Origin of the sequence: Actinomyces bowdenii (assembly GCF_017592395.1) — a bacterium.
GTDB classification, from domain to species: Bacteria; Actinomycetota; Actinomycetes; order Actinomycetales; family Actinomycetaceae; genus Actinomyces; species Actinomyces bowdenii.
In genome coordinates this window covers 1-19,854 of record NZ_JAGFOU010000026.1, presented here as the reverse complement: position 1 = coordinate 19,854, position 19,854 = coordinate 1, and the positions used below count along the sequence as shown (strand labels likewise).

The window sequence follows — 19,854 nt, the reverse complement described above, 5'->3', positions numbered from 1 at the left end:
GGGAGGGCGTGAGGAGGCATGGGAGGATCAGGTGCATGTCGATCACCGCCGCGCGCACCGAGAGCATGCCGGGCCCCGCCGCCTCCGGCGCAGCCGCCTCCACCGGCCCCGCCATCAGCTTCCACTCCGCCTACGACCAGGGCTTCGCACGGGTGGCCGCCGCCACCCTGCCCGTGGCCCTGGCCGACCCGGCCGCCAACGCCCGGGCGATCATCGCCCAGGCCCGGGAGCTGTCCGAGCAGGGCGTGGCCCTGGCCGTCTTCCCCGAGCTGAGCCTGACCGGCTACTCCATCGACGACCTCCTCCTGGCCGACGTCCTGATCGCCGAGGTCCTGACCGCCATCGAGACCATCCGGGCGGCATCGGAGGACCTGCTGCCCATGATCGTGATCGGCGCGCCCCTGCGGCATCGCAACCGCCTGTACAACTGCGCCGTCGTCATCCAGGGCGGGGCCGTGCGCGGCGTGGCGCCCAAGGCCCACCTGCCCACCTACCGGGAGTTCTACGAGAAGCGGTACTTCGCCTCCGGCGCCGGCGTGCACACCTGGATCGAGCTGGCAGGCGTGGCCGATGGGGCGGCGGATCCCGCGGAGCACTCCGGGGACGGTCCCCGGCCCGGCCGCCCCGCCTGCGTCCCCTTCAGCACGCGCCTCCTGCTCGATGTCGAGGACGTGCCCGGGATGGTGGTGCACGTCGAGGTCTGCGAGGACATGTGGGTGCCCGTGCCCCCCTCCTCCCTGGCGGCCCTGGCCGGTGCCACCGTGCTCGTCAACCTCTCAGGCTCACCGATCACGGTGGGCAGGGCCGAGGACCGCATGGCCCTGGCGCGCGCCTCCTCCGCGCGCAATCTCGCCGCCTACGTCTTCGCCGCGGCCGGCCAGGGCGAGTCCTCCACAGACCTGGCCTGGGACGGCCAGACCTTCGTCTACGACAATGGCGCCCTGCTGGGTCAGACCGAGCGCTTCCCGGACGGCCCGCGCGCCACCGTCGTCGACGTCGACATCGAGGGGCTCGTGGCGGAGCGGCTGCGCCAGGGCAGCTTCGACGACAACCGCCTCGCCCTGGGCATCGGGGACGACGACGCCTCCCACCCCCACGGCTTCATGACCACCACGGTCGGCCGGCAGGACCTGCGCGTCCCCCGCACCGACATCGGGCTGCGCCGCGAGATCGACCGCTTCCCCTTCGTCCCCGACGACCCCGCCCGCCTGGCCCAGGACTGCTACGAGGCCTACAGCATCCAGGTCGCCGCCCTGGTCCAGCGCATGGAGGCCATCGGCGGCCCCAGGCTCATCATCGGTGTCTCCGGGGGGCTGGACTCCACCCACGCCCTCATCGTGGCCACCCGGGCCATGGACCGGGCCGGGCGCCCCCGCAGCGACATCCACGCCATCACCATGCCGGGATTCGCCACCAGTGCCACCACCCGCGCCAACGCCGAGGCCCTGGCCGTGGGACTGGGCTGCACCTTCGAGGAGGTGGACATCCGGCCCGCCGCCACCCAGATGCTCGCCCAGATGCGCCACCCCTACGGGCGGGGCGAGCGCGGCCCCGAGGTCTACGACGTCACCTTCGAGAACGTCCAGGCCGGGCTGCGCACCGATTTCCTCTTCCGCATCGCGGGCCAGCGCGGCGGCATCGTCCTGGGCACCGGGGACCTGTCCGAGCTGGCCCTGGGCTGGTGCACCTTCGGGGTGGGCGACCAGATGTCCCACTACGGCGTCAATGCCGGGATCCCCAAGACCCTCATCTCCCACCTCATCCGCTGGGTGGTGGCCGAGGACCTGTTCGGTGAGGCGGTGGGGGAGACCCTGCTGTCCATCCTCGGCACCGAGATCAGCCCCGAGCTGGTGCCTGCCACCGAGGGCGAGCCCATCCAGTCCACCCAGGCGCGCATCGGCCCCTACGCCCTGCAGGACTTCACCCTGTGGCATGTGCTGCGCCGCGGCGCGCGCCCCTCCCGGATCGCCTTCCTGGCGGAGAAGGCCTGGTCGGACGCCTCGGTGGGGCTGTGGCCCGAGGGCCTGCCCGCCTCCGAGCGGGTGGCCTACCGGCTGCCCGAGATCCGCCACTGGATGGAGGTCTTCCACCGCAGGTTCTTCTCCAACCAGTTCAAGCGCTCCACCCTGCCCAACGGGCCCAAGGTGGTGGCCGGTGGGTCGCTGTCCCCCCGGGGCGATTGGCGCATGCCCTCCGACGCCTCGGGCGCCGCCTGGCTGGCCGAGCTGGAGCGCAACGTCCCGCGGCAGTGAGGCCCGGCCGCCCCGCCCGGCCGCCCCGGGGCCCGGCCCTGGCCATGGCGCGCCGAGGATCGCGCGGCAATCGCGAGACGGTGGCGGGGCGCGTCTGACAGGATCGGGCGGAGTGCAGCGCCACAGGCCCACGGCCGCGGCATCATGGAAGAAATGGAGGCGCACCGGTGACTGCTCGACTCATCTCCTGCGATATGGACGGCACCGTCGTCTTCGATGGGCGCATCGGCGAGCGCGACCTGGAGGCCATGGAGCGCTGGCGCGCCGCGGGCAATATCCTGGTCGCCAACACGGGGCGCTCCCGGAGCGCGTTCACGCAGGTGGCCGCGCCGGTAGGAGCCGTCTTCGACTACATGATCCTGTACACCGGGGCGGTCGTCACCGACTCCCGGCTGGAGGTGCTGGAGGCGACGACCCTGCCCCACGGGGTGGTCGACGACCTCCTGGACCACCTGGATGGGCAGCAGGGGGTCACGGTCTTCGCCACCACCCTGGAGGGCGACCTCCTCCTGTACGACACCATCGGCTCGGGCACCGCGATCCTCAACCTCTACACCCCCGCCCGCCGTGAGGATCTCCAGGGGCAGCAGCTCATCGGCGTGCCGCTGCGCTTCACCGACCAGGACCTGGCGGCCCGCACCATGGACCACCTCGAGCGGAGCTGGGCGGAGCAGGCCGTGGGCTTCCGCAACCAGGACTTCATCGACGTCGTTCCCGCCGGGGCCTCCAAGGGCGGGAGCCTGCGCAGCCTGCTGGAGCGGCTCCAGGGGCCGCAGGGCCCCTATACGGGCGACAGGATCGAGACCTTCTCCATCGGCGACTCCTGGAACGACATCCCCATGCACCGGGCCACCGACCACGCCTACGCCCTGCCCTGGGCCCCGCCGGAGGTCGCGCAGTGCTGCGAGGGGACCGTGGGCGGCCTGGCCGAGCTGGTGGACCGCCTCCTGTGAGTCCTGAGGCCGCGTCCCCGGGGAGCCCGCCGGGCACGCGGCCCGGGCTTCCCGGGGGCGCGGGCCCGGCGCCTGCCGGAGGGCTCAGTCCTGCGCGTAGCGGTAGACGTTGGTCTCCCTCAGCTTGAAGCCCGCCCGCTGGTAGAGCCTGTTGGCGGCCTCCCGGGAGGGGCGCGAGGTCAGGTCCACGGTGCGGGCCCCCATCTGGGCGGCATGCTCCACCGCCGCCTCCACCAGCGCCTGGCCCGCGCCGTGCCCACGGGCCTCGGCGTCGACGACGACGTCCTCCACCCAGGCGCGCAGGCCGGTGGGGATCGTGAAGGTCGCCAGGGTGAGCATGCCCAGGATCGGGGCGGGCTCGCCGTCGGGCGCATCGGGCCGGAAGGCGAAGAGGTAGACGCCCTCCTGGGAGATGAGCGCCTCGCACTGCTCCGCTGTCAGGGCCGGGGCGCTGCGGGAGAGCTGGGGGATGAGGCGCTCCATCGCCTCGACGACCTCCGGGCTGGAGGCGGTGAGGAGCTCAACGGTCATGGGATCCCTCCTGGGTCGTGTGAATTCGTGCCACCACCGTACCCCCGCCCCGGCCGGTGGGCTCGCCGTCGCGGCGGTCTGCCGTCCCGGCCGCTGCGACGGCCGTCCTGCGGGTCTCAGCCCTCGCTGTCCGCGGGATTCATGACGGCCGCCTCCAGGAGGGTGATGCCGCTGACCAGGTCCCGCAGCCGCAGGACATAGGGGCGGTCCACGGTGAAGGTGACATCGGGCGGCAGCGGCGCCGAGAGCGCGATGGCCTCCGCCTCGGTCAGGGCCGCGGCCACCGTCCCCTCCTCATCCATGGTCAGCCGGACCTGCTGGACGATCTGGTCGATCTTCAGATCCTGGGCGATGCGGTCCAGTCCCACCGGGTCCAGGCCGAGGCCGGTGATGACCTCCAGGAGACCCATGGGGCCAGTGGTCAGGTCGGCCTTGGGCAGGGACAGCTCGACATCCACGAGCTGGGCCTTATCGAGTGCCGCGGAGGCCTGGGCCCAGGAGGCCGCATCCATCTGCGCGGGCAGGGTCCCTCTCTGGGGCAGGATGACATCCAGGGCCAGGGCGGGCTGGTCGGGGACCTCAGGGCTGTCAGGGGTCTGGGAGCCCTCGTGCCCACCGCTGTAGGGCAGGCGCACCGCCGACCAGCCCTGCCCCTGGGCGTGGCGCAGGGAGCGGGTGTCATGCATGAAGGTGGCCTCCACCGTGGAGGAGTCGGCCAGGGTGAAGGGCTGGGGGCTGGAGTCCTCCGCCGGGAAGGGGGTCTCCCACCGGGCGGCGAAGAGCAGGGCGCTCTGCACGACCAGGCGGAGATCCGGACGGACCTCGATGGCGCTCTCCGGGATGAGGCCCGCGGTGTTCCGGGAGGCCCAGGTATCGAGGTTGCCCTTCATGGCGCTCAGGGAGACCTGCTCGATCTCGGTGGCGAAGAGGCTCATCACCGCATCGAGGTAGGACTGCGCCACCTCGAAGCCGTCGACGACCACCACATGGTTGGCCAGGTGGACCAGGGGCTCGGCGGGCACCTCATCGGGGGAGAAGCCCTTGAGGTCGCGGTCGTTGCGGCCCAGGGAGGTCTGCAGCGCCGACCAGGTGCGGTCGCGCTGCTCACCCGAGGCGCCCAGGAGGGCGTCGTAGCCCTGCGCCGCGGGGTCGGTGGCGCCGTCGGCCAGGATCGCCAGGAGCAGGGACAGGCTCAGCCCCGAGGACATGGCATTGCGGTGGGGCTCGTCCTGCAGGCGGTGGGCGAGCAGGGCGGCGCCGAGCTCGTCGCAGGCGCTCAGCGCACCGGGCAGGGAGTCGGAGACCTCGGGCAGCGTGATCGTCTCGTGGGTGACGCTGGAGCCCAGTGCGGCCCCCGCCCTGGTGGAGCAGGCGCCCAGCAGGCCCGCGGCGAAGGGGGCCAGGGCGGCGGCGGCCATGAGGCGGCGGCGGGAGGGAGAGGAGGGGGAGGGGATGCGGGAACTACTCATAGGAGCATCCTAGGGACCGGGCGGGGGAGGCGCCGTGCTGAAGGTCCCGTATCCGGGGCGCGGGCCAGCGACATGGCCGCTGAGACCAGCGGGATCCTGCCGCGGTGGCGGAGCAGTGGTGTGGATCGATTGAGATGGTCTCATCGGGGTCGGTGATGAGTCGGCTCGGCTCCTGCGATAGCGGGGATCACGGGGGCGGGTTGGTGGATCCGCGTCATCCTGCGGTTCTTCTGGTCGGTGGCCGGTTGTGGGGTGGTGAAGATGTGCAGCTGTGGTGGTGTTGCACATCTTCAGTCCAACCTGAGCGCGGGTGGCGACGGGATCATGCGGGAAAGTCGGGTCCCGGTGGCTGGCGCGGGCGCTGAAGATGTGCAACCCGGGGAGGGCGGGGCGCCCCGGTACCACCGTCCCGGACCCGCACGGTCGCGGCCCGTTGAGCCGGCTGAGCACCACCAGTGGTGAGAGCATCGGGGTCCTCGGGCCCGCCTTGTCAGCCCGAGCCCGGGTCGATACCGGCTCAGAGGCGGTGTCGCCCCGGGCGCGGGCCGGTAGGTGAAGACTCCAAGGCCCCCGGGAGAACCCGAGGCGCTCACGACCCGCGGGATGGCTCGGCGACTCCGCATCGCTCGGCCCCGCCCCTCCAGCTCGTCCTGCGGGAAAGGACTCAGGCCGACTCGGCGCGGGCCAGCCGATCGGTGGGAGCAGGAAGAGCGCCTCCTCGCCAGTTCGACCTCACTTCGCGACTTGGGCGTCACGTCGCGGAATGAACGTACCTTGTAGGTGTCGTCCAAGTCGCGAAGTGACGCTCTTTCCGCGAAACGACGCTTTTCTTGCACCGGGTCGGGCCCCGCGCCCCGCCGGCCGCCAGCAGCAGGACAGGCCCGGCCTGCCATCACGGGGAACGCCCAGCAGCAAGAACAGGCAGCCCCAACACCTTGGGGGTCCCGGACCCGACCCACCGAGCGCATCGCAGCTGGCCTCGTGCAGGATCATCGGATGGAGATCGGCGTCCGGACCTGTCGCAGAGAGGCCCCCGCCCCCTCCTTTCGACAATTTGCATGAGATCGGCGTTTTCCGGGCTTGGAGAAGTACGATCTCATGCAAATTGTCGAAAGGAGTAAGGAGGGGTAGGGGTGGCTTGAGGCCTGTGGCGAGGCAAGGGGCGCGAGGCCCGCGCCGGGAAGGAGCCCTTCGCCGGGGCGGGGGCGGGTAGCCTGGATCCTCGGTACCGGGTACACATCCACTCGGAAGGTCACTCATGGTCGAGCACCTCTTCGGCTCCGGCGAGCTCTTCTTCTCCACCACCGATGCTCAGGGGCGCATCCGCCGCGCCAACTCCACCTTCATGCGCCTGTCGGGGTACCCGCGCGGCGCACTGGTGGGGCGGGCCCACAGCGTGGTGCGCCACGACGACATGCCCGCGGGACTGTTCCGAGCGGTATGGGAGGGCATCGAGGAGCAGGCTCCCGTATGCGCCTACATCACCAACCGCTCCGCCGACGGCGGTCACTACCGGGTCTTCGCCACGATCGTCCCCTCGGGCGGGGGCTACCTGTCGGTGCGCACCCTGCCGATGATGACCGGCCTGCGCGACGACGTCGAGCAGGCCTATAAGCGGGTGCGCGAGGTGGAGCGGAGCTCGGCCCGGGCCGGCTCCTCGCGCCGGGAGGCGGCCGCCGCGGGACAGGCGGCGCTGCTGCGCGAGCTGTCCGAGATGGGCTACCGCGATGCCGCCGACTTCACCCGCCGGGTCCTGCCCGATGAGGTGGCCGCCCTGCTCGCCTCCGGCGCCGCCATCCCCGGCGTGCCCCGGACCCGGGGGCCGGTGGCGCAGATCCTGGCGGCCATGCACGCCATCGAGGAGGAGACCGCCGGCCTGGTGGGCGTCCTGGAGGAGGGCAAGCGCCTGGTCGGACTGCTGGGCAGGAGGGCCGAGGAGATCAACGGCCTGTCCGAGCGCCTGGGCCGGCTGCGCCAGACGCTGCGCGCCGTCAGCGGCGAGGTGCGGGCGCTGGGCGCCGGGCCGGAGGCCGAGGAGGTGGAGGAGCGCTACCGGGAGGTCGACGCCCTCATCCTGGAGTGCGTCGAGCAGCTGCGGCCGCTGCGCGGGCAGGTCGAGGAGCTGCGCAGCGACGTCGATGCGGTGCGCTTCGACATCGCCCTGACGCGCCTGCACAACCTGGCCGCCGGCACCTTCGCCGTCCAGATCATCGAGGGCCAGGATGAGGTGGGTGCCAATGATGCCGTCGGCTCCCTGGAGGAGCTGTGCACGGTCCTGGGGGAGGACGCGGTGCGCCTGACCGAGCAGATCGAGCTGCTCGAGGCCCGAGGGGAGCTGGTCGGCGGGGAGCTGGACGTGGTGGCCGAGTCCCTCACCCTGACCCATGCGCCCCTCATGGAACTGCTGGGGGCGGCCGCCGATGCGGGCGCGGCCCAGGAGACCTCCGTGCGCACCGCCCGCTCCCTGGTGCGCGACGGCTTCCCCGAGGCCCGCAGCCTGGCCGACCTCGCCTCCAGCCTGCGCCAGGTGAGCATCCCCTACCAGGCCGAACGCACCGGCGCCCACCTGGACCAGGTGCGCACCGCCCTGGCCGAGCTGCAGGCCTGAGCCGCCGCGCTCCGGGGCCGCCGCCCCGGGGCTGATCAGGCCGGGCTGATCAGGCCCGGGCCAGCTCGACCAGGACCTCGGCGTGGTCGGTGTGCGGGAACATGTCGAACAGGCGGGCGCGCACCACCCGCAGCGACGGCATTCGCTCCAGGTCCGCCGCCAGGCTCGTCGGATTGCACGAGGAGTACAGCAGGCGGGGCACCGCGCAGGCCTCGATGCGCTGCGACAGCTCGCCGATCCCGCGGCGGGGCGGGTTGACCACGAGCAGGTCCGGGCCCTCAGCCACCGCCGGGTCGAGGATGCGGGCGTCACCCGCCTCGAAGCGCGCCTGCTCGGCCGGCAGGCCCATGAGCCGGGCGGCGTCGCGCGCCCCGGTGATCGCAGGGGCGGAGACCTCCACCCCCAGCACCTCGCGACCGGGGCCCGCCAGGGCCAGGGCGAATCCGCCCACCCCGCAGAACAGGTCCCACACCCGCCCCGCCGCCCGGTCCTGCCCCGCCCAGTGGCGGGCCGTGGCATAGAGGGACTGGGCCACCGGGGTGTTGGTCTGGAAGAAGGAGCGGGTGGGCAGGTGGAGCGGCAGCTCGATGCCCGCCGCGGGCGTGTCCCGGCCGGTGGCGGATCCCGACGGCGTCGGCGGCAGGGTCAGGCGCATGAGGAGCCGGTCCTCGCGGGTCAGGATGATCTCCTCATCGCCCTCGATGACGGCCCGGTGGACGGGCTGGATATTGGCGCTGACCACCGCCAGCTGGGGCAGGTGCTCCTGGAGCCGGGGCAGGGCTGAGCGCAGGTCGTCCAGGTGCCGGTGGGAGCGCAGGACGAAGCGCACCATGAGGTCCTCATCGGGGGAGGCCGTCGCCAGGATGTGCTTGAGCTCGCCCCTGCGGGCCGGCACATCGTAGGGGGTCAGTCCCAGGTCGGTGATGAGGCGGGCGAGGTGGGGCAGGGCGGCCCGGATGGCCGGGACGTGCAGGGGGCAGGCGCGCAGGTCGATGCCGTGCCCGGCGCCGTCGAGGATCCCCAGGGCGGGGTGGGCGGCGGTGCCCGCGACCGCCATCTTCGCCTTGTTGCGGAAGCCGAGGGGCCGGCTCGCGCAGGGCGGCAGCCAGGCGCCGGCTGGAACGCGGGAGCGCAGGGCCGTGGACACGCGCGCCTGCTTGGCGGCCAGCTGCTCGGGCAGGGCGATGCCCAGGGACGGGCAGGAGCCGCAGGCCCCGGCGTCGTGCAGGGCGCACGGGGAGGGGCGGGCGGCCGCCGTCACTGGCGGGTACCTGTCACTACCGGCATCTCATCCTCCCGGGCGGCCGTGGGCGTCGGTGCGGGGGCACAGCCTATCCTCCGCACCCTGCCTGCCGGTCAGGGCTTGATGTAGGTGCAGCCTGCCGCAGTGTGCTCGGCGATGACGGGGATGGCCGCCCGCACCGGGGTGATCCACTCCGGCAGGCTCCCCGGGTCGATCCCATGGTTGGCCAAGGAGCGTTGGCAGACCTCGAGGACGGTGCCCGCCTCGGCTGCGCGGTGCATGGCGCGAGTCCAGTCGTTATCGCCCTGGAGGACATAGATGGCCGTGCCGTTGATCATCACCCGGACTCGCCCGGCACAGCCCAGATCGGCCAGGTTCGCCAGATTGCTCAGGACTGCTGGCCAGCGATCGGCCTGGGTGACATGCAGGAGGTACAACGGCCCGCTCATGGTGGGAGCCTAACCGCCCCACCGTCACCGGGCGGGATGAGGGAGCCGGCGCGATACGGACCCCGTATGCCGCGCCCGCCCTCGTCAGTCATCCCTTCGATTGTCTCCGGGAACCGCAGTGCTGGTCATGGGCTGGGCGTCTTGGATCGCTGAGAGTCCCGGGCTGGGTGGAGCCGCTTGTCGGACTCGAACCGACGACCTGCTGTTTACAAGACAGCTGCTCTACCAACTGAGCTAAAGCGGCGGGGCCCCACGGGGCTCATGCGTGGGACAGTGTGGCACAGGCGACCGGCCGAGGAAAGCCGGAGGCCGCCGGGGTCGGCGGCCGGGGCCCTACTCGGTGGGCGCCGCGGATGCCGGGTCCTCGCCGGTGCCGGCGGCCGGTGACGCCGGCTCGCCCGCTCCCGCCGACCCCCCGGCGGCGCCCGCGCCGTCGAGGCCGTCGACCAGATCGGTCAGGGCCGTGGGGGAGGACAGCGTGGACAGGTCGATCTTCTCACCGCCGAGGAAGACCGTGGGAGTGCCCTCGAGCCCGCGGCTCTGGAAGGACTCCTGGGCCAGCACGGTCCAGGGCCCGTAGGTGTTGTTCTTGTAGGTCTTGTCGAATCTGCCGGTGATATCGGCGGGCACCCCTGCGGAGGTGGCAGCGGTCACGAGGTTCTCCACGGTGAGCCGGCTGCCGTCCTTGGAGGCGAAGACCTCGGAGAAGAACCCCAGGGCGGCGGTGTGGAAGGCCAGGGCGGTGTCCGGGGCCTCGTCGAGCACCAGCCCCATGGCGTTCATGACCATATCGGTCCAGTCCTGGGTGAGGATGTCGGAGGGGTGGAGGGCCAGGGTGATCCGGCCCGCGTCCAGGAGCGCGCTGATCTCCTGGGCGTGCAGCGTCTCGAAGTCGGCGCAGAAGTGGCAGGAGTAGTCGAAGTACACGTCGAGAACCGGAGCGCCCTGGATGATGGAGTCCAGTGCGCTCGCCTTGCCATAGGTCCAGGAGCCGTCGGCCAGGACGGGGGAGGGCACCCCCTTCTTCGCCGCCTTCTCCTCCACGATGCCCCCGCCGGCCGGCGGCAGCGAACTGGCCCGGGCGGCCGCCTCGGCGGCGTCGCGCCTGCGGTCGTAGACGAGCCAGCCGGTGGTGCCCACTGCGGTGAGCGCGCCGGCACCGATGAGGCTGCGGCGCGTGATCATGCTGCGCCTGGCTCGGCGCTCCTCGGCCTCGCGCAGCGCCTTGGCCTTGGCTCTGGCGGCCTCGCGGCGCTGCGCCTTGGTGGGACGGGGCTCATTGGGGGCCACGCTGTGCTCCTCACATGGTGGTGATCGTGCTGCGATTGTCTTGCGATGATCCAGTGACTACCTGGCGGTGATCGGGGTGACGGGCGGTCGGGAGACGGTCGTCGGACAGCCGCCGGGCGACTGCCGGACGATAGGACCATCGTCCGCATTGTGCCTGATACGGCCCTGGGAAGCATCCCCGCCGCTGCTGTGGGGACCGGTTCGTGATCGGCCCGGTGACAGGGCCCCCAGGTGCGGGGCGCTCACCACAAGGGCCCCATGGTCAGGAAGGTGGCGATCCCGGTGAAGCGGAGGAAGGCGATGACCAGTGCGCTGATGAGCAGGATGTTGATCCACAGCAGGCGGGCCCCGCGGCTCGGCGCCACGAGCTCGACCAGGGCCGCCGCGCCGCGCCGGGCCGGGGTCCCCCAGGGGATGAACCACAGGGTGACCAGGTAGGCCAGCTCCCAGCAGATGAGGGCCATTATCATGCGGTGGGCGAAGGACCAGGAGACCAGCACGGTGGGCTCGGCCTGGCCCTCGGGCAGGCCCAAGCGATTCATGAGGCTGATCATCACCATTGTCGTGACCACGGCGGCGATGGCGGCGCCGAAGGCGGTGGCCATGAGGGAGCGCAGGAAGTACCAGGGGCTGGCCGCCCACATGCGCGAGGTGTCGCCGGGCGAGACCGAGCCGCGCTGCAGGCGGCTCCAGCGGCGCGCATCCTGCGCCCGGCCCACCGTTCCCATCAGGACGACCACCACGGTGAGGATGATCATCATCCAGAATGGCGCGAAGTTGCCCAGGGTGAGGACGAGCGCCCCGATGGCGGCGATGACCCCGGGGTGCCTGCGCGGCTCCTGGGCCCATTGGGGCAGGGCGGCTGTGCCGGGGCGCGGTTCCAGGGGGACGGCGACCGGGGGCGGCTGCGGGATCGGCTGGCTGATGGCCGGAGCGGCCATGTAGCCCCCCGTGGTGCCGGGGGCGGGCGTGTAGGCCGAGGACAGGAGGTTGGAGTAGGCCCCCGGATAGGAGGCCTGCGCCCCGCTGCTGAAGCCGCTGGACGGCGGCGCACTGACCTCGGGCGGAACCAGGCCCTGGGGCGGGGTGGTGGGCCGCTGCGCGGTGTGCGGCGCGATGGAGGGCGGAGGCGCGGGCGCCCTCAACTGCTGGGAGGTGGGGGTGATCCGGGGAGGGGTAGCGGGCGGCGCCTGCGGTGGGGCCGGCGCCTGGGCCGAGGGCGCGGATGCGGCTGAGGAGCTCCTGGTGCCCGGGGAGCCGATGTACCCGTAGGCGCCGGAGGAGGGGCTCTTGCCGTCCGCGGCCGCCGGGCTCCCGGTGCTGGCGCTGGGAGCGCCGGAGGCGGGGGCGTACCCGTAGCCTGCTCCCGGGTGGGACGCCGGCTGGCCATAGGCCGCGGGATCGTCCTCGGCAGGGCCATCGTCGGACTGGGGGCCCAGTGCTTCGAGGACCGCCTCCTGCCCGCTGCCGCCCTCGGCGATCTCGTCGAGGACGGCCAGGAGGCCCTCGGGGGACAGGCGGTCCTCCACCCGGGGCGCCAGGGCCGCGGTGAAGGCGCGGGCCAGGGCCGGGCAGTCCTGCTCCAGGGAGCCCAGCTCCGGGGTCCCGGCGTAGACGCGGCGGAAGACCGCCTGCCAGGGGCCCGAGCCGAAGGGCGCCCGACCGGTGACGGTGAACAGGAGCACTCCGGCGCAGGCGTACCAGTCCACCTCCGGGGTGGGCTCGCCGCCGTCGAGCATCTCAGGGGGGATGAAGCCGGGCGTGCCGGTGACCTGGCCGGTCTGGGTCAGTCGCACGTCGTCGGCCACCTGGGCGATGCCGAAGTCGATGAGGACCGGCCCATGCGCCCCGAGCATGACATTGGAGGGCTTGAGATCGCGGTGGATGACCCCGGCGCTGTGCACGGCGCGCAGGGCGGTGACCAGCCCGTGGGCCAGATCGGCCAGGTCCCGGGCGTCGGTGCCCAGGTCGTAGACGCCCTCGTGGTCCACCTCGTGCTGGAGGGTGGGGCCGTCGACGAGCTCGGTGATGACGAAGGTGACGCCCTGGCTGGCCTCGCCGTCCCCGGTCTCGATGTCCAGGATGCGGGCCACGCGGGTGTCGCGCACGCGGGCCAGGACGGCGGCCTCGCGGTCCAGGCGGCGCCTGGCCATCGGGTCCGCCGCGATCTGGGGGTGGAGGATCTTCATGGCCACATGCCTGCCGCCGTCGTCCACCACCTCCCAGACCACGCCCATGCCGCCGGCGCCCAGGCGGCGCAGGAGCCGGTACCCACCCAGATGGGTGCCAGCGCGCAGGCCGCTGAGCATGGTCAGCCCGCTGCCGCGCGCATCTGGGTGTTGCGTCATGACCCCCACAGTACCGGTCGCGAGGAGGGCTGGAGGAGGGCAGGGCCGGCCCCTGGGCGTCTCCGGCCGTGAGGAGGGTCGCAGTGCCGCGGGCGCGGCAATGGCGCGGGCCGGGATCCGGGCTGATCGATGGTGCGCAGCACTTGGTGATCGAGGTGATTGTGTGACAGCATGTGTCCGTCACCCGGGACGACCTCCCCGGGTGGCATGTGTCAGTGCGGACACGCATCGGCACCTTTCACCACGGATCGTCCGGCACGTACCTGCCGGTGAAGGGAAGGGCCTCATGGCAACAGTGACCTTTGACAATGCCACGCGCATCTACCCGGGCAATGACCGCCCCAGTGTGGATGCCCTCAACCTTGAGATCGCCGATGGGGAGTTCCTCGTCCTGGTCGGCCCCTCCGGATGCGGGAAGTCGACCTCCCTGCGCATGCTCGCGGGCCTGGAGGACGTCAACTCCGGCCGCATCCTCATCGGGGACCGCGATGTCACCGACGTCCAGCCCAAGGACCGCGACATCGCCATGGTCTTCCAGAACTACGCCCTGTACCCGCACATGTCCGTGCACGACAACATGGGCTTCGCCCTGAAGATCGCGGGCACGCCCAAGGCCGAGATCGACAAGCGGGTCAAGGAGGCCGCCAAGATCCTGGGCCTCACCGAGTACCTGGACCGCAAGCCCAAGGCCCTCTCCGGCGGTCAGCGCCAGCGCGTGGCCATGGGCCGTGCCATCGTTCGCAAGCCCAAGGTCTTCCTCATGGACGAGCCGCTGTCCAACCTGGACGCCAAGCTGCGCGTCCAGACCCGCACCCAGATCGCCTCCCTGCAGCGCTCCCTGGGCGTGACCACGGTCTACGTCACCCACGACCAGACCGAGGCCCTGACCATGGGCGACCGCATCGCGGTGCTCAAGGACGGCCTGCTCCAGCAGGTCGGCACCCCCCGCGAGATGTACGACAAGCCGGCCAACGACTTCGTCGCGGGCTTCATCGGCTCCCCGGCCATGAACCTGGGGCAGTTCACGGTGGAGGGGGATGTGGCCACCATCGGCGCGGCCAGGATCCAGCTGTCCCGCGCCACCCTGGATGCGATCAAGCCCGAGGACGGCGGCAAGGTGACCATCGGCTTCCGCCCCGAGTCCCTGGATGTGGTCTCCGCCGAGGACGAGCACTCCATCCCGGTGCGCCTGTCCTTCGTCGAGGAGCTGGGCTCGGACGCCTACATCTACGGCGAGCTGGTGGGCGCCGAGACCTCCGACGCCAAGCTCGGCTCCGGTGAGGACTCCAGCCAGATCATCGTGCGCGTTCCCCCGCGGACCGCCCCCGAGCCCGGCGAGACCGTCTACGTGCGCATCCGTCCCGGCCAGGAGCACATCTTCTCGGCCTCCACCGGTGAGCGCCTGCCCGTGTGATCCGGCTCCGCCCTGATTCCCGGTGCCCCGTCGCTGCCTCGTGCAGCGGCGGGGCACCGGCGCGAGAGGGATGAGGGGCGGGGGAGCGGCCCGGGGGTGAGGGGATCCACGCCTTGATGCCTCGGGGCCGTCGGAGGGCGCCCGGCGTGGAGAGGTGGGACAATGGGGCCATGCCTCAGTCCATGCAGATCACCGCGGCGACGATCGACCCTGCGCTGCTCGACCTGCCCTGGGAGATCCCCCTGGAGCAGTGGCCCTCCGAGGTCCTCGCCGCCCTTCCCCGCGGGCTGTCCCGGCATATCGTGCGCTTCGTCAACCTCTCCGAGCGCGTCATCGCCGTCAAGGAGATCGGGGAGTCGGTCGCCCACCGCGAGTACGAGCTCCTGCGGGACCTGGTGCGCCTGGGGGCGCCCTGCGTTCAGCCGACGGCGGTCATCACGGGGCGCACCGACCTGGCCGGCGATCCCCTCAACTCCGTGCTCGTCACCGAGCACCTGTCCTACTCCCTGCCCTACCGGGCCCTGTTCAGCCAGTACATGCGCCCCGAGACCGCCACGCGCCTCATCGATGCGCTGGCCGTGCTGCTCGTGCGCCTCCACCTGCTGGGCTTCTACTGGGGCGATGTGTCCCTGTCCAACACGCTGTTCCGGCGCGACGCCGGGGCCTTCGCCGCCTACCTGGTGGACGCCGAGACCGGTGAGCTCCACCCCGAGGGGCTCACCGAGGGCAAGCGCCTGTACGACATCGACGTCGCCCGCACCAACATCATCGGCGAGCTCATGGACCTCCAAGCAGGCGCGCTGCTCGAGCCCAGTGTGGACACCATCGAGATCGGCGACCGGATCGTGGGCCGCTACGGCGAGCTGTGGCGGGTCCTGACCGCCGAGGAGTCCTTCTCCATGGAGGAGCGCTGGCGGGTGCGCCGGCGCATCGAGGAGCTCAACGAGCTGGGCTACGACGTCGGTGAGCTGACGATGAGCACGGATGCGTCGGGGGCGAGGCTGTCGATCCAGCCCAAGGTGGTGGACGCCGGCCACTACCACCGTCAGGTGATGCGGCTGACGGGCCTGGATGTCCAGGAGCGGCAGGGTCAGCGCATGCTCAACGACCTGGAGGCCTACCGCACGATCATGGGCCGTAAGGACGATCCCATTGAACTGGTCTCCCACGCCTGGCTGGCCGAGGTCTTCGAGCCCACGATCCTGGCCGTGCCCCTGGAACTGCGCCGCAAGCTGGAGCCGGCGGAGATCTTCCATGAGGTCCTGGAGCACCGGTGGTACATGTCGGAGGCCCAGCAGCGTGACGTGAGCACCGAGGAGGCAGTGGCCGACTACGTCCACACGGTCCTGCCCCAGCACCGCGACGAGCGGGCCTACCTCGGCGGCGACACCCAGGAGATGGAGGCCATCCTCGTCGGGGAGATGGAGAACGACGAGCCCCTGACCGACGACGCCGACTTCCTGGCCCTCGATGAGCAGACCCTGGCCGACTACGAGGCCAACCCCATGGGCTTCACCGCGGGCATGAGGTTCAAGGGGGAGTAGGAACGCCCGTGGTGCGTCGGGCCGGTGATCCTGGGATGGGCGTGGGGCGGTGCTCGCTGCTGCGGTTGAGTCCCTTGACATAAGGGTAGGTGGCCTACGTAACATTCAGATCACGGCCGGCCCTGGTCGTATCCCTGGATCCAGGAGGGGGTCGTTGATGTCCTGCAGCGTCTGCGGCGGCAGCACTAGTAGTAACTACAGCAGCAATACCAGCCCGAACTACAGCTACATGGGCCCTGGCCTGTCAGAGAGCGGTGGTGACGGGGAGGGCGAAATATTGGTGGAGTTCTGCGCAGTCCGTCACGCCCGGCTCTTGATTTTCAAGGCGTCATTTCTAGTGCTTTTGGTGAAGGGTATGATGCAACAAATCCTAGGGAAGCTGCTCCGCCTTCGCATAAATGGAATACAGAGGAATGAGATGCTGGCCGTGTTGAGGATCAGGATGACGGCATGAGTGTGAGTTCTGGTGGGCGTGGCGTGGTGTGGGTGGTGCTGTCTGTCGCTTTGGTGGTGGGTGGTGTTGTGGGTGTGGGCTGGCGGCCTGGTGGGGGCTGTGTGGTCGCTGGGGGTGGCGCACCGGACGGGGTCTCGTCAGTGACGGAGCGGGGCTGGGGTGATGCGGCGCGGTTGGCGGATCGTGTGAGGTGGGGCGGCTCCGGTGAGCAGTGGGATGAGGTGCTGGGGGCTTTGCGTGCTGGTGGGGATGATGCTCAGTATGCGACCGGGGTGGTGGATGCCCTGGGGGCGGCTGGGGTTGTTGACTGCGTGGTGGGTGTGAGCGGGAGGTTCGCGTCTAATGATCTGCCCCATAGTTATGTGCCGTCTCCCAGGCCTGCGGCGGGAAATGATGTAGTTGAGGTGATGGGGAGGATCCTGTCCAGCGCGTCGGTGATGTGGGCGGATGATGACTCCGAGGAGTTCGCAGGTGGCCTTGCGGATGCTGTGCTGAGGGGCGGTGGTCGTGCTGTTGCTGTGACTGAGATACTGTCCGCTTCCAGAGAGGTCGACAGTGATGGTGATGGACTTCTGGAGAGTGTTGGGCTGGACTACAGCGACGTGATGCTCGTGGCCTTGGCCCAGCGGCTCGAAAACGTTGAGCCTCCACTGGTGTCCGGGCATGGCCTGGGGGTCAGAAGCAGTGCGATGCCAGTGCGTCTGCATCCTTTGAGTAGTGTGGTTCATGCGATGACGGGGAATCCGGAGGCTGGTCGCGAGTGGCTGATTCCCACCCCGGCGGCCCCTGCGACTCCGGACGCCATCAGTGATGGAGGGTCGGTGGTGTATGCCAACCGCATTCAACAGCTCATTGAGAAAGGTGCCTTAACGGATGAGCAGTGGACCACCGGCTGGGCTCGCCTGGGGGACCGGATCGATCGTCATGACGGGGCTCCATTGAGCCTGGTGCCGCCCGACGAGAAGACGGGGGACTTCGATAAGTCTGCGACAGCGACCGCAGTGTCCGGTATTCTCAATGGGCTGGGGTCAGGTAATGAAGCGCCCCCGCTATCGGAGGAAGGGCGCCAACTGGTCTCCCATATAGTGGCGCGCCATCCTGAGGCGGTTGATCGTTCCGTGAAGCCAGGAAATCCTATTGGGGCGATCGAGGGCCTGGTCGATGCCGCCACGGGGGAAAAATCATATAACCCCTTGCTGGCCGACCGGGCATTGACGTATCTCGTGGGCCAGATCTCCCAGAGCCCCGAGGCGTCGTCGCACCTGGGTGAGGTGATGACCAATCACCATGACAAGCGGCTCCAGGAAGCGGTCGCCGTCTATAACGCCACAGGGGATCCGGAGCTCATTCAAGAGGCTATTGAGAAGCAGAGTGCTACCAATGGCTTCTTCGCCGGCGCTATCAGTCACCTGCTGATGGTCCACGGGGAGCGTAGCGGTAAATTAGGGGCTCCGCAAATAACGGTCACCTTTTTCGCGGCTGGACTTATCCCGGTGGCGGGTCCGGTGGCCTCTCTGGCTGTCTCCGAGGGGAAGCCTTTTGCGGTGGATGGTCTTGATGGGGCGAGGGATAAGGGGGTGGATATAGAGAGTGAAGCGAAGAGCGGTAATTCCAGGCAGGTCGCTCTGGCTCTCCTCAATAGTGGGTTGTACAATGTTGAGGATCTCCAAGGTGCGGCGTCACGCACGGGCGGGGGTCTTGGTCGCTTTAATGAGAATGTTGATAAGATTGTCGATTCGAGTGGGAAGCCTTTGACTTCTGAGATGAGTCCTGAGCAACTTAATTCTGCTGACGTGCAGGACGGCTTGCGGCGCATCGCTGGCCAGTTGACCAGTCCGTTACGTCCTGAGCTTGATTTCCGAAATAGTATTTCGGATGCTTTTGATGAGGGATATAACGCTGCAGAGCCTGAATCGATGACCCCTCCGTCACATAGGTGGGGCAGTTGAGAAGAAGCGGTATGTCGGTCGCGTTGAGGATATGCGGATGAGGTCTGGTGTGCGTGGTGTGGCGGCTGCTGCGCTGTGCGTGATGCTGAGTGCCTGTAATGGCTGGGCTGATGGGGCTGCGTCGCCGTCAGCTCGCTCGACGCAGGCGGTGGTGAGCACGCAGGCGCCCACCGATGAGGGGAGCTACAGTAGGTGCCCCGGTATTCCCGATGAGGCCTTGGAGGCCATGTTCGGCTCTCGGTATTACGTCACGACTTATCCAAGGAATGGGCAGGATGCGTACGTTTGCTGGATGAAGTTGGGGGGAGCGTGGCTCTGCTCTCTATGTGAAGTTCTGGTACATCTATGATGGCCGTGATCCGTGGGATACTGCGCAACTGGCCATGGGTCGGTATGGTAGTGATTTCTCCTTCGAGGGTGTTGAGGGCAGTGGTCGGGCGAATGTGGATAAGGGTCCGGATGTCCGTTACGGGTCGACCCTCTTCACATGCGGGGATCACTACCTGGCCTTGCGCGCTCATGACTTGTCGCTGATGAAGGGGGATCCGAAGGTGAATCTGATCAATCTCACGCAATCGGCTCTGCCATGGCTGTGCGGGGAGGAGCCGGTCCCGGGCTGGGGCAGAACCATGGAGGAGGCCAGACCGCCCTACGCGCATCCCACCGCCGATGCGCAGACTACTCCTGCAGAGCCCTCCGCGGCCCCCACGGGAGGGTAGCCGTTGACCGCGTGGGCGCCTCCGCCCCGGCTCCGTCGGCAGTTCTATAGGGCGCTGCTTGCTGGCTTACCCGCATCCCGCTGGGCCATATGCGCGGGTATCGGCAGGCGGAATGCGGGTGACCCAGCAGGAAACGTTTGACCCGGCTCCGCAGGACTCAGGTCAGGCCCCGAGCTCCTCGGCCACCAGGGGCATGTCCTCGTTGGCGCCGCAGTTCGCGGGGGATGCCGGCACATCGCACCCCGGGGAGGCATGCGTTCTACCGACGACCCCGGCGTTCTGCCGACGACCCCCGCATCCTGCTGGTGTGTTCCGCGCGGCCTGCTGGCCGGAGTGCTCTGGAGCGCTGGGAGGGTCGTCCAGATCGGCGGGGCGTGCCCTGAGGCGCCCCCGGTGCTGCACATCTTCAAGAATCGACCACCTGGTCGATCCGCATGATTCCGGGGCTCGTCTGGTCCGGGGCGGCCTGCTGCGGGCTGAAGATGTGCAGCGGCGCTCCGGTTGGGGTGCGTCTCGTAGTGTGGTGGCAATTCCTGCGGGCCTGGCCGGCGAGGGTGGCTGGGGTGGGCATCGTGGGAGCCCAGCTGTTCGACCAAGAATCACTAGGAGTGTCCCACGATGCCCAAGAACC

13 protein-coding genes and 1 tRNA gene are annotated in these 19,854 nt (G+C 69.9%); 7 read left to right on the top strand and 7 right to left on the bottom strand.

The features are described 5' to 3' along the window. Positions 1–65: 65 nt before the first annotated feature. Together J5X07_RS10765 and J5X07_RS10760 are read left to right on the top strand one after the other, a co-directional pair. Entirely contained in the window at positions 66–2,252 is a 2,187-nt protein-coding gene (locus J5X07_RS10765; protein WP_208479818.1) for an NAD(+) synthase, read from the top strand. A 167-nt stretch (positions 2,253–2,419) separates the two neighbouring features. Next, positions 2,420–3,205 (top strand): HAD-IIB family hydrolase, encoded by a 786-nt coding sequence (locus tag J5X07_RS10760; protein ID WP_208479802.1) that lies wholly within the window; start codon positions 2,420–2,422, stop codon positions 3,203–3,205. 84 nt (positions 3,206–3,289) lie between these two features. On the opposite strand, the gene J5X07_RS10755 is transcribed toward J5X07_RS10760, so the two are convergent. Further along, positions 3,290–3,736 (bottom strand): GNAT family N-acetyltransferase, encoded by a 447-nt coding sequence (locus J5X07_RS10755; protein ID WP_208479801.1) that lies wholly within the window; start codon positions 3,734–3,736, stop codon positions 3,290–3,292. A gap of 116 nt (positions 3,737–3,852) precedes the next feature. After that, entirely contained in the window at positions 3,853–5,205 is a 1,353-nt protein-coding gene (locus J5X07_RS10750) for a serpin family protein (RefSeq protein WP_208479800.1), read from the bottom strand. Between the two features lie 1,258 nt (positions 5,206–6,463). Here J5X07_RS10750 and J5X07_RS10745 point away from each other — a divergent pair. Then, entirely contained in the window at positions 6,464–7,813 is a 1,350-nt protein-coding gene (locus J5X07_RS10745) for a PAS domain-containing protein (RefSeq protein WP_208479799.1), read from the top strand. A 49-nt stretch (positions 7,814–7,862) separates the two neighbouring features. On the opposite strand, the gene J5X07_RS10740 is transcribed toward J5X07_RS10745, so the two are convergent. The 5 genes from J5X07_RS10740 to J5X07_RS10720 all read right to left on the bottom strand — a co-directional run bounded on the left by J5X07_RS10740 (position 7,863) and on the right by J5X07_RS10720 (position 13,143). Next, positions 7,863–9,074 (bottom strand): methyltransferase domain-containing protein, encoded by a 1,212-nt coding sequence (locus tag J5X07_RS10740; RefSeq protein WP_208479798.1) that lies wholly within the window; start codon positions 9,072–9,074, stop codon positions 7,863–7,865. 95 nt (positions 9,075–9,169) lie between these two features. Then, a complete protein-coding gene (locus tag J5X07_RS10735; protein ID WP_124933853.1) occupies positions 9,170–9,505 on the bottom strand; it encodes a DsrE family protein in 336 nt (111 codons plus the stop codon). A 168-nt stretch (positions 9,506–9,673) separates the two neighbouring features. Further along, a tRNA-Thr gene (locus tag J5X07_RS10730) sits at positions 9,674–9,749 on the bottom strand. Between the two features lie 89 nt (positions 9,750–9,838). After that, a complete protein-coding gene (locus J5X07_RS10725) occupies positions 9,839–10,795 on the bottom strand; it encodes a DsbA family protein (protein ID WP_208479797.1) in 957 nt (318 codons plus the stop codon). A 242-nt stretch (positions 10,796–11,037) separates the two neighbouring features. Next, complete coding sequence (locus J5X07_RS10720; protein WP_208479796.1) at positions 11,038–13,143, bottom strand: serine/threonine-protein kinase; 2,106 nt, start codon at positions 13,141–13,143, stop codon at positions 11,038–11,040. Between the two features lie 286 nt (positions 13,144–13,429). Here J5X07_RS10720 and J5X07_RS10715 point away from each other — a divergent pair, with 286 nt between their 5' ends. From J5X07_RS10715 to J5X07_RS10700, 4 genes are all read left to right on the top strand, one after another. Beyond that, complete coding sequence (locus J5X07_RS10715; protein ID WP_124933856.1) at positions 13,430–14,557, top strand: ABC transporter ATP-binding protein; 1,128 nt, start codon at positions 13,430–13,432, stop codon at positions 14,555–14,557. A 170-nt stretch (positions 14,558–14,727) separates the two neighbouring features. After that, positions 14,728–16,101 carry a DUF4032 domain-containing protein gene (locus J5X07_RS10710; RefSeq protein WP_124933857.1) on the top strand — a complete coding sequence of 458 codons (1,374 nt, stop codon included), beginning with the start codon at positions 14,728–14,730 and terminating at the stop codon, positions 16,099–16,101. A gap of 157 nt (positions 16,102–16,258) precedes the next feature. Next, positions 16,259–16,555 carry a hypothetical protein gene (locus J5X07_RS10705; RefSeq protein ID WP_208479795.1) on the top strand — a complete coding sequence of 99 codons (297 nt, stop codon included), beginning with the start codon at positions 16,259–16,261 and terminating at the stop codon, positions 16,553–16,555. Continuing rightward, a complete protein-coding gene (locus J5X07_RS10700; protein WP_208479794.1) occupies positions 16,552–18,504 on the top strand; it encodes a DUF6571 family protein in 1,953 nt (650 codons plus the stop codon). Before J5X07_RS10705 ends, J5X07_RS10700 begins: the two co-directional genes overlap by 4 nt. Positions 18,505–19,854: the final 1,350 nt, after the last annotated feature.

What these genes read in the sequence shown, in the direction of transcription:
- J5X07_RS10745 (WP_208479799.1), top strand. Translation starts at nt 6,464, where the DNA reads ATGGTCGAGCACCTCTTCGGCTCCGGCGAGCTCTTCTTCTCCACCACC.
- J5X07_RS10750 (WP_208479800.1), bottom strand. Translation starts at nt 5,205, where the DNA reads ATGAGTAGTTCCCGCATCCCCTCCCCCTCCTCTCCCTCCCGCCGCCGC.
- J5X07_RS10715 (WP_124933856.1), top strand. Translation starts at nt 13,430, where the DNA reads ATGGCAACAGTGACCTTTGACAATGCCACGCGCATCTACCCGGGCAAT.
- J5X07_RS10700 (WP_208479794.1), top strand. Translation starts at nt 16,552, where the DNA reads ATGAGTGTGAGTTCTGGTGGGCGTGGCGTGGTGTGGGTGGTGCTGTCT.
- J5X07_RS10765 (WP_208479818.1), top strand. Translation starts at nt 66, where the DNA reads ATGCCGGGCCCCGCCGCCTCCGGCGCAGCCGCCTCCACCGGCCCCGCC.
- J5X07_RS10710 (WP_124933857.1), top strand. Translation starts at nt 14,728, where the DNA reads ATGCCTCAGTCCATGCAGATCACCGCGGCGACGATCGACCCTGCGCTG.
- J5X07_RS10735 (WP_124933853.1), bottom strand. Translation starts at nt 9,505, where the DNA reads ATGAGCGGGCCGTTGTACCTCCTGCATGTCACCCAGGCCGATCGCTGG.
- J5X07_RS10720 (WP_208479796.1), bottom strand. Translation starts at nt 13,143, where the DNA reads ATGACGCAACACCCAGATGCGCGCGGCAGCGGGCTGACCATGCTCAGC.
- J5X07_RS10705 (WP_208479795.1), top strand. Translation starts at nt 16,259, where the DNA reads ATGTCCTGCAGCGTCTGCGGCGGCAGCACTAGTAGTAACTACAGCAGC.
- J5X07_RS10755 (WP_208479801.1), bottom strand. Translation starts at nt 3,736, where the DNA reads ATGACCGTTGAGCTCCTCACCGCCTCCAGCCCGGAGGTCGTCGAGGCG.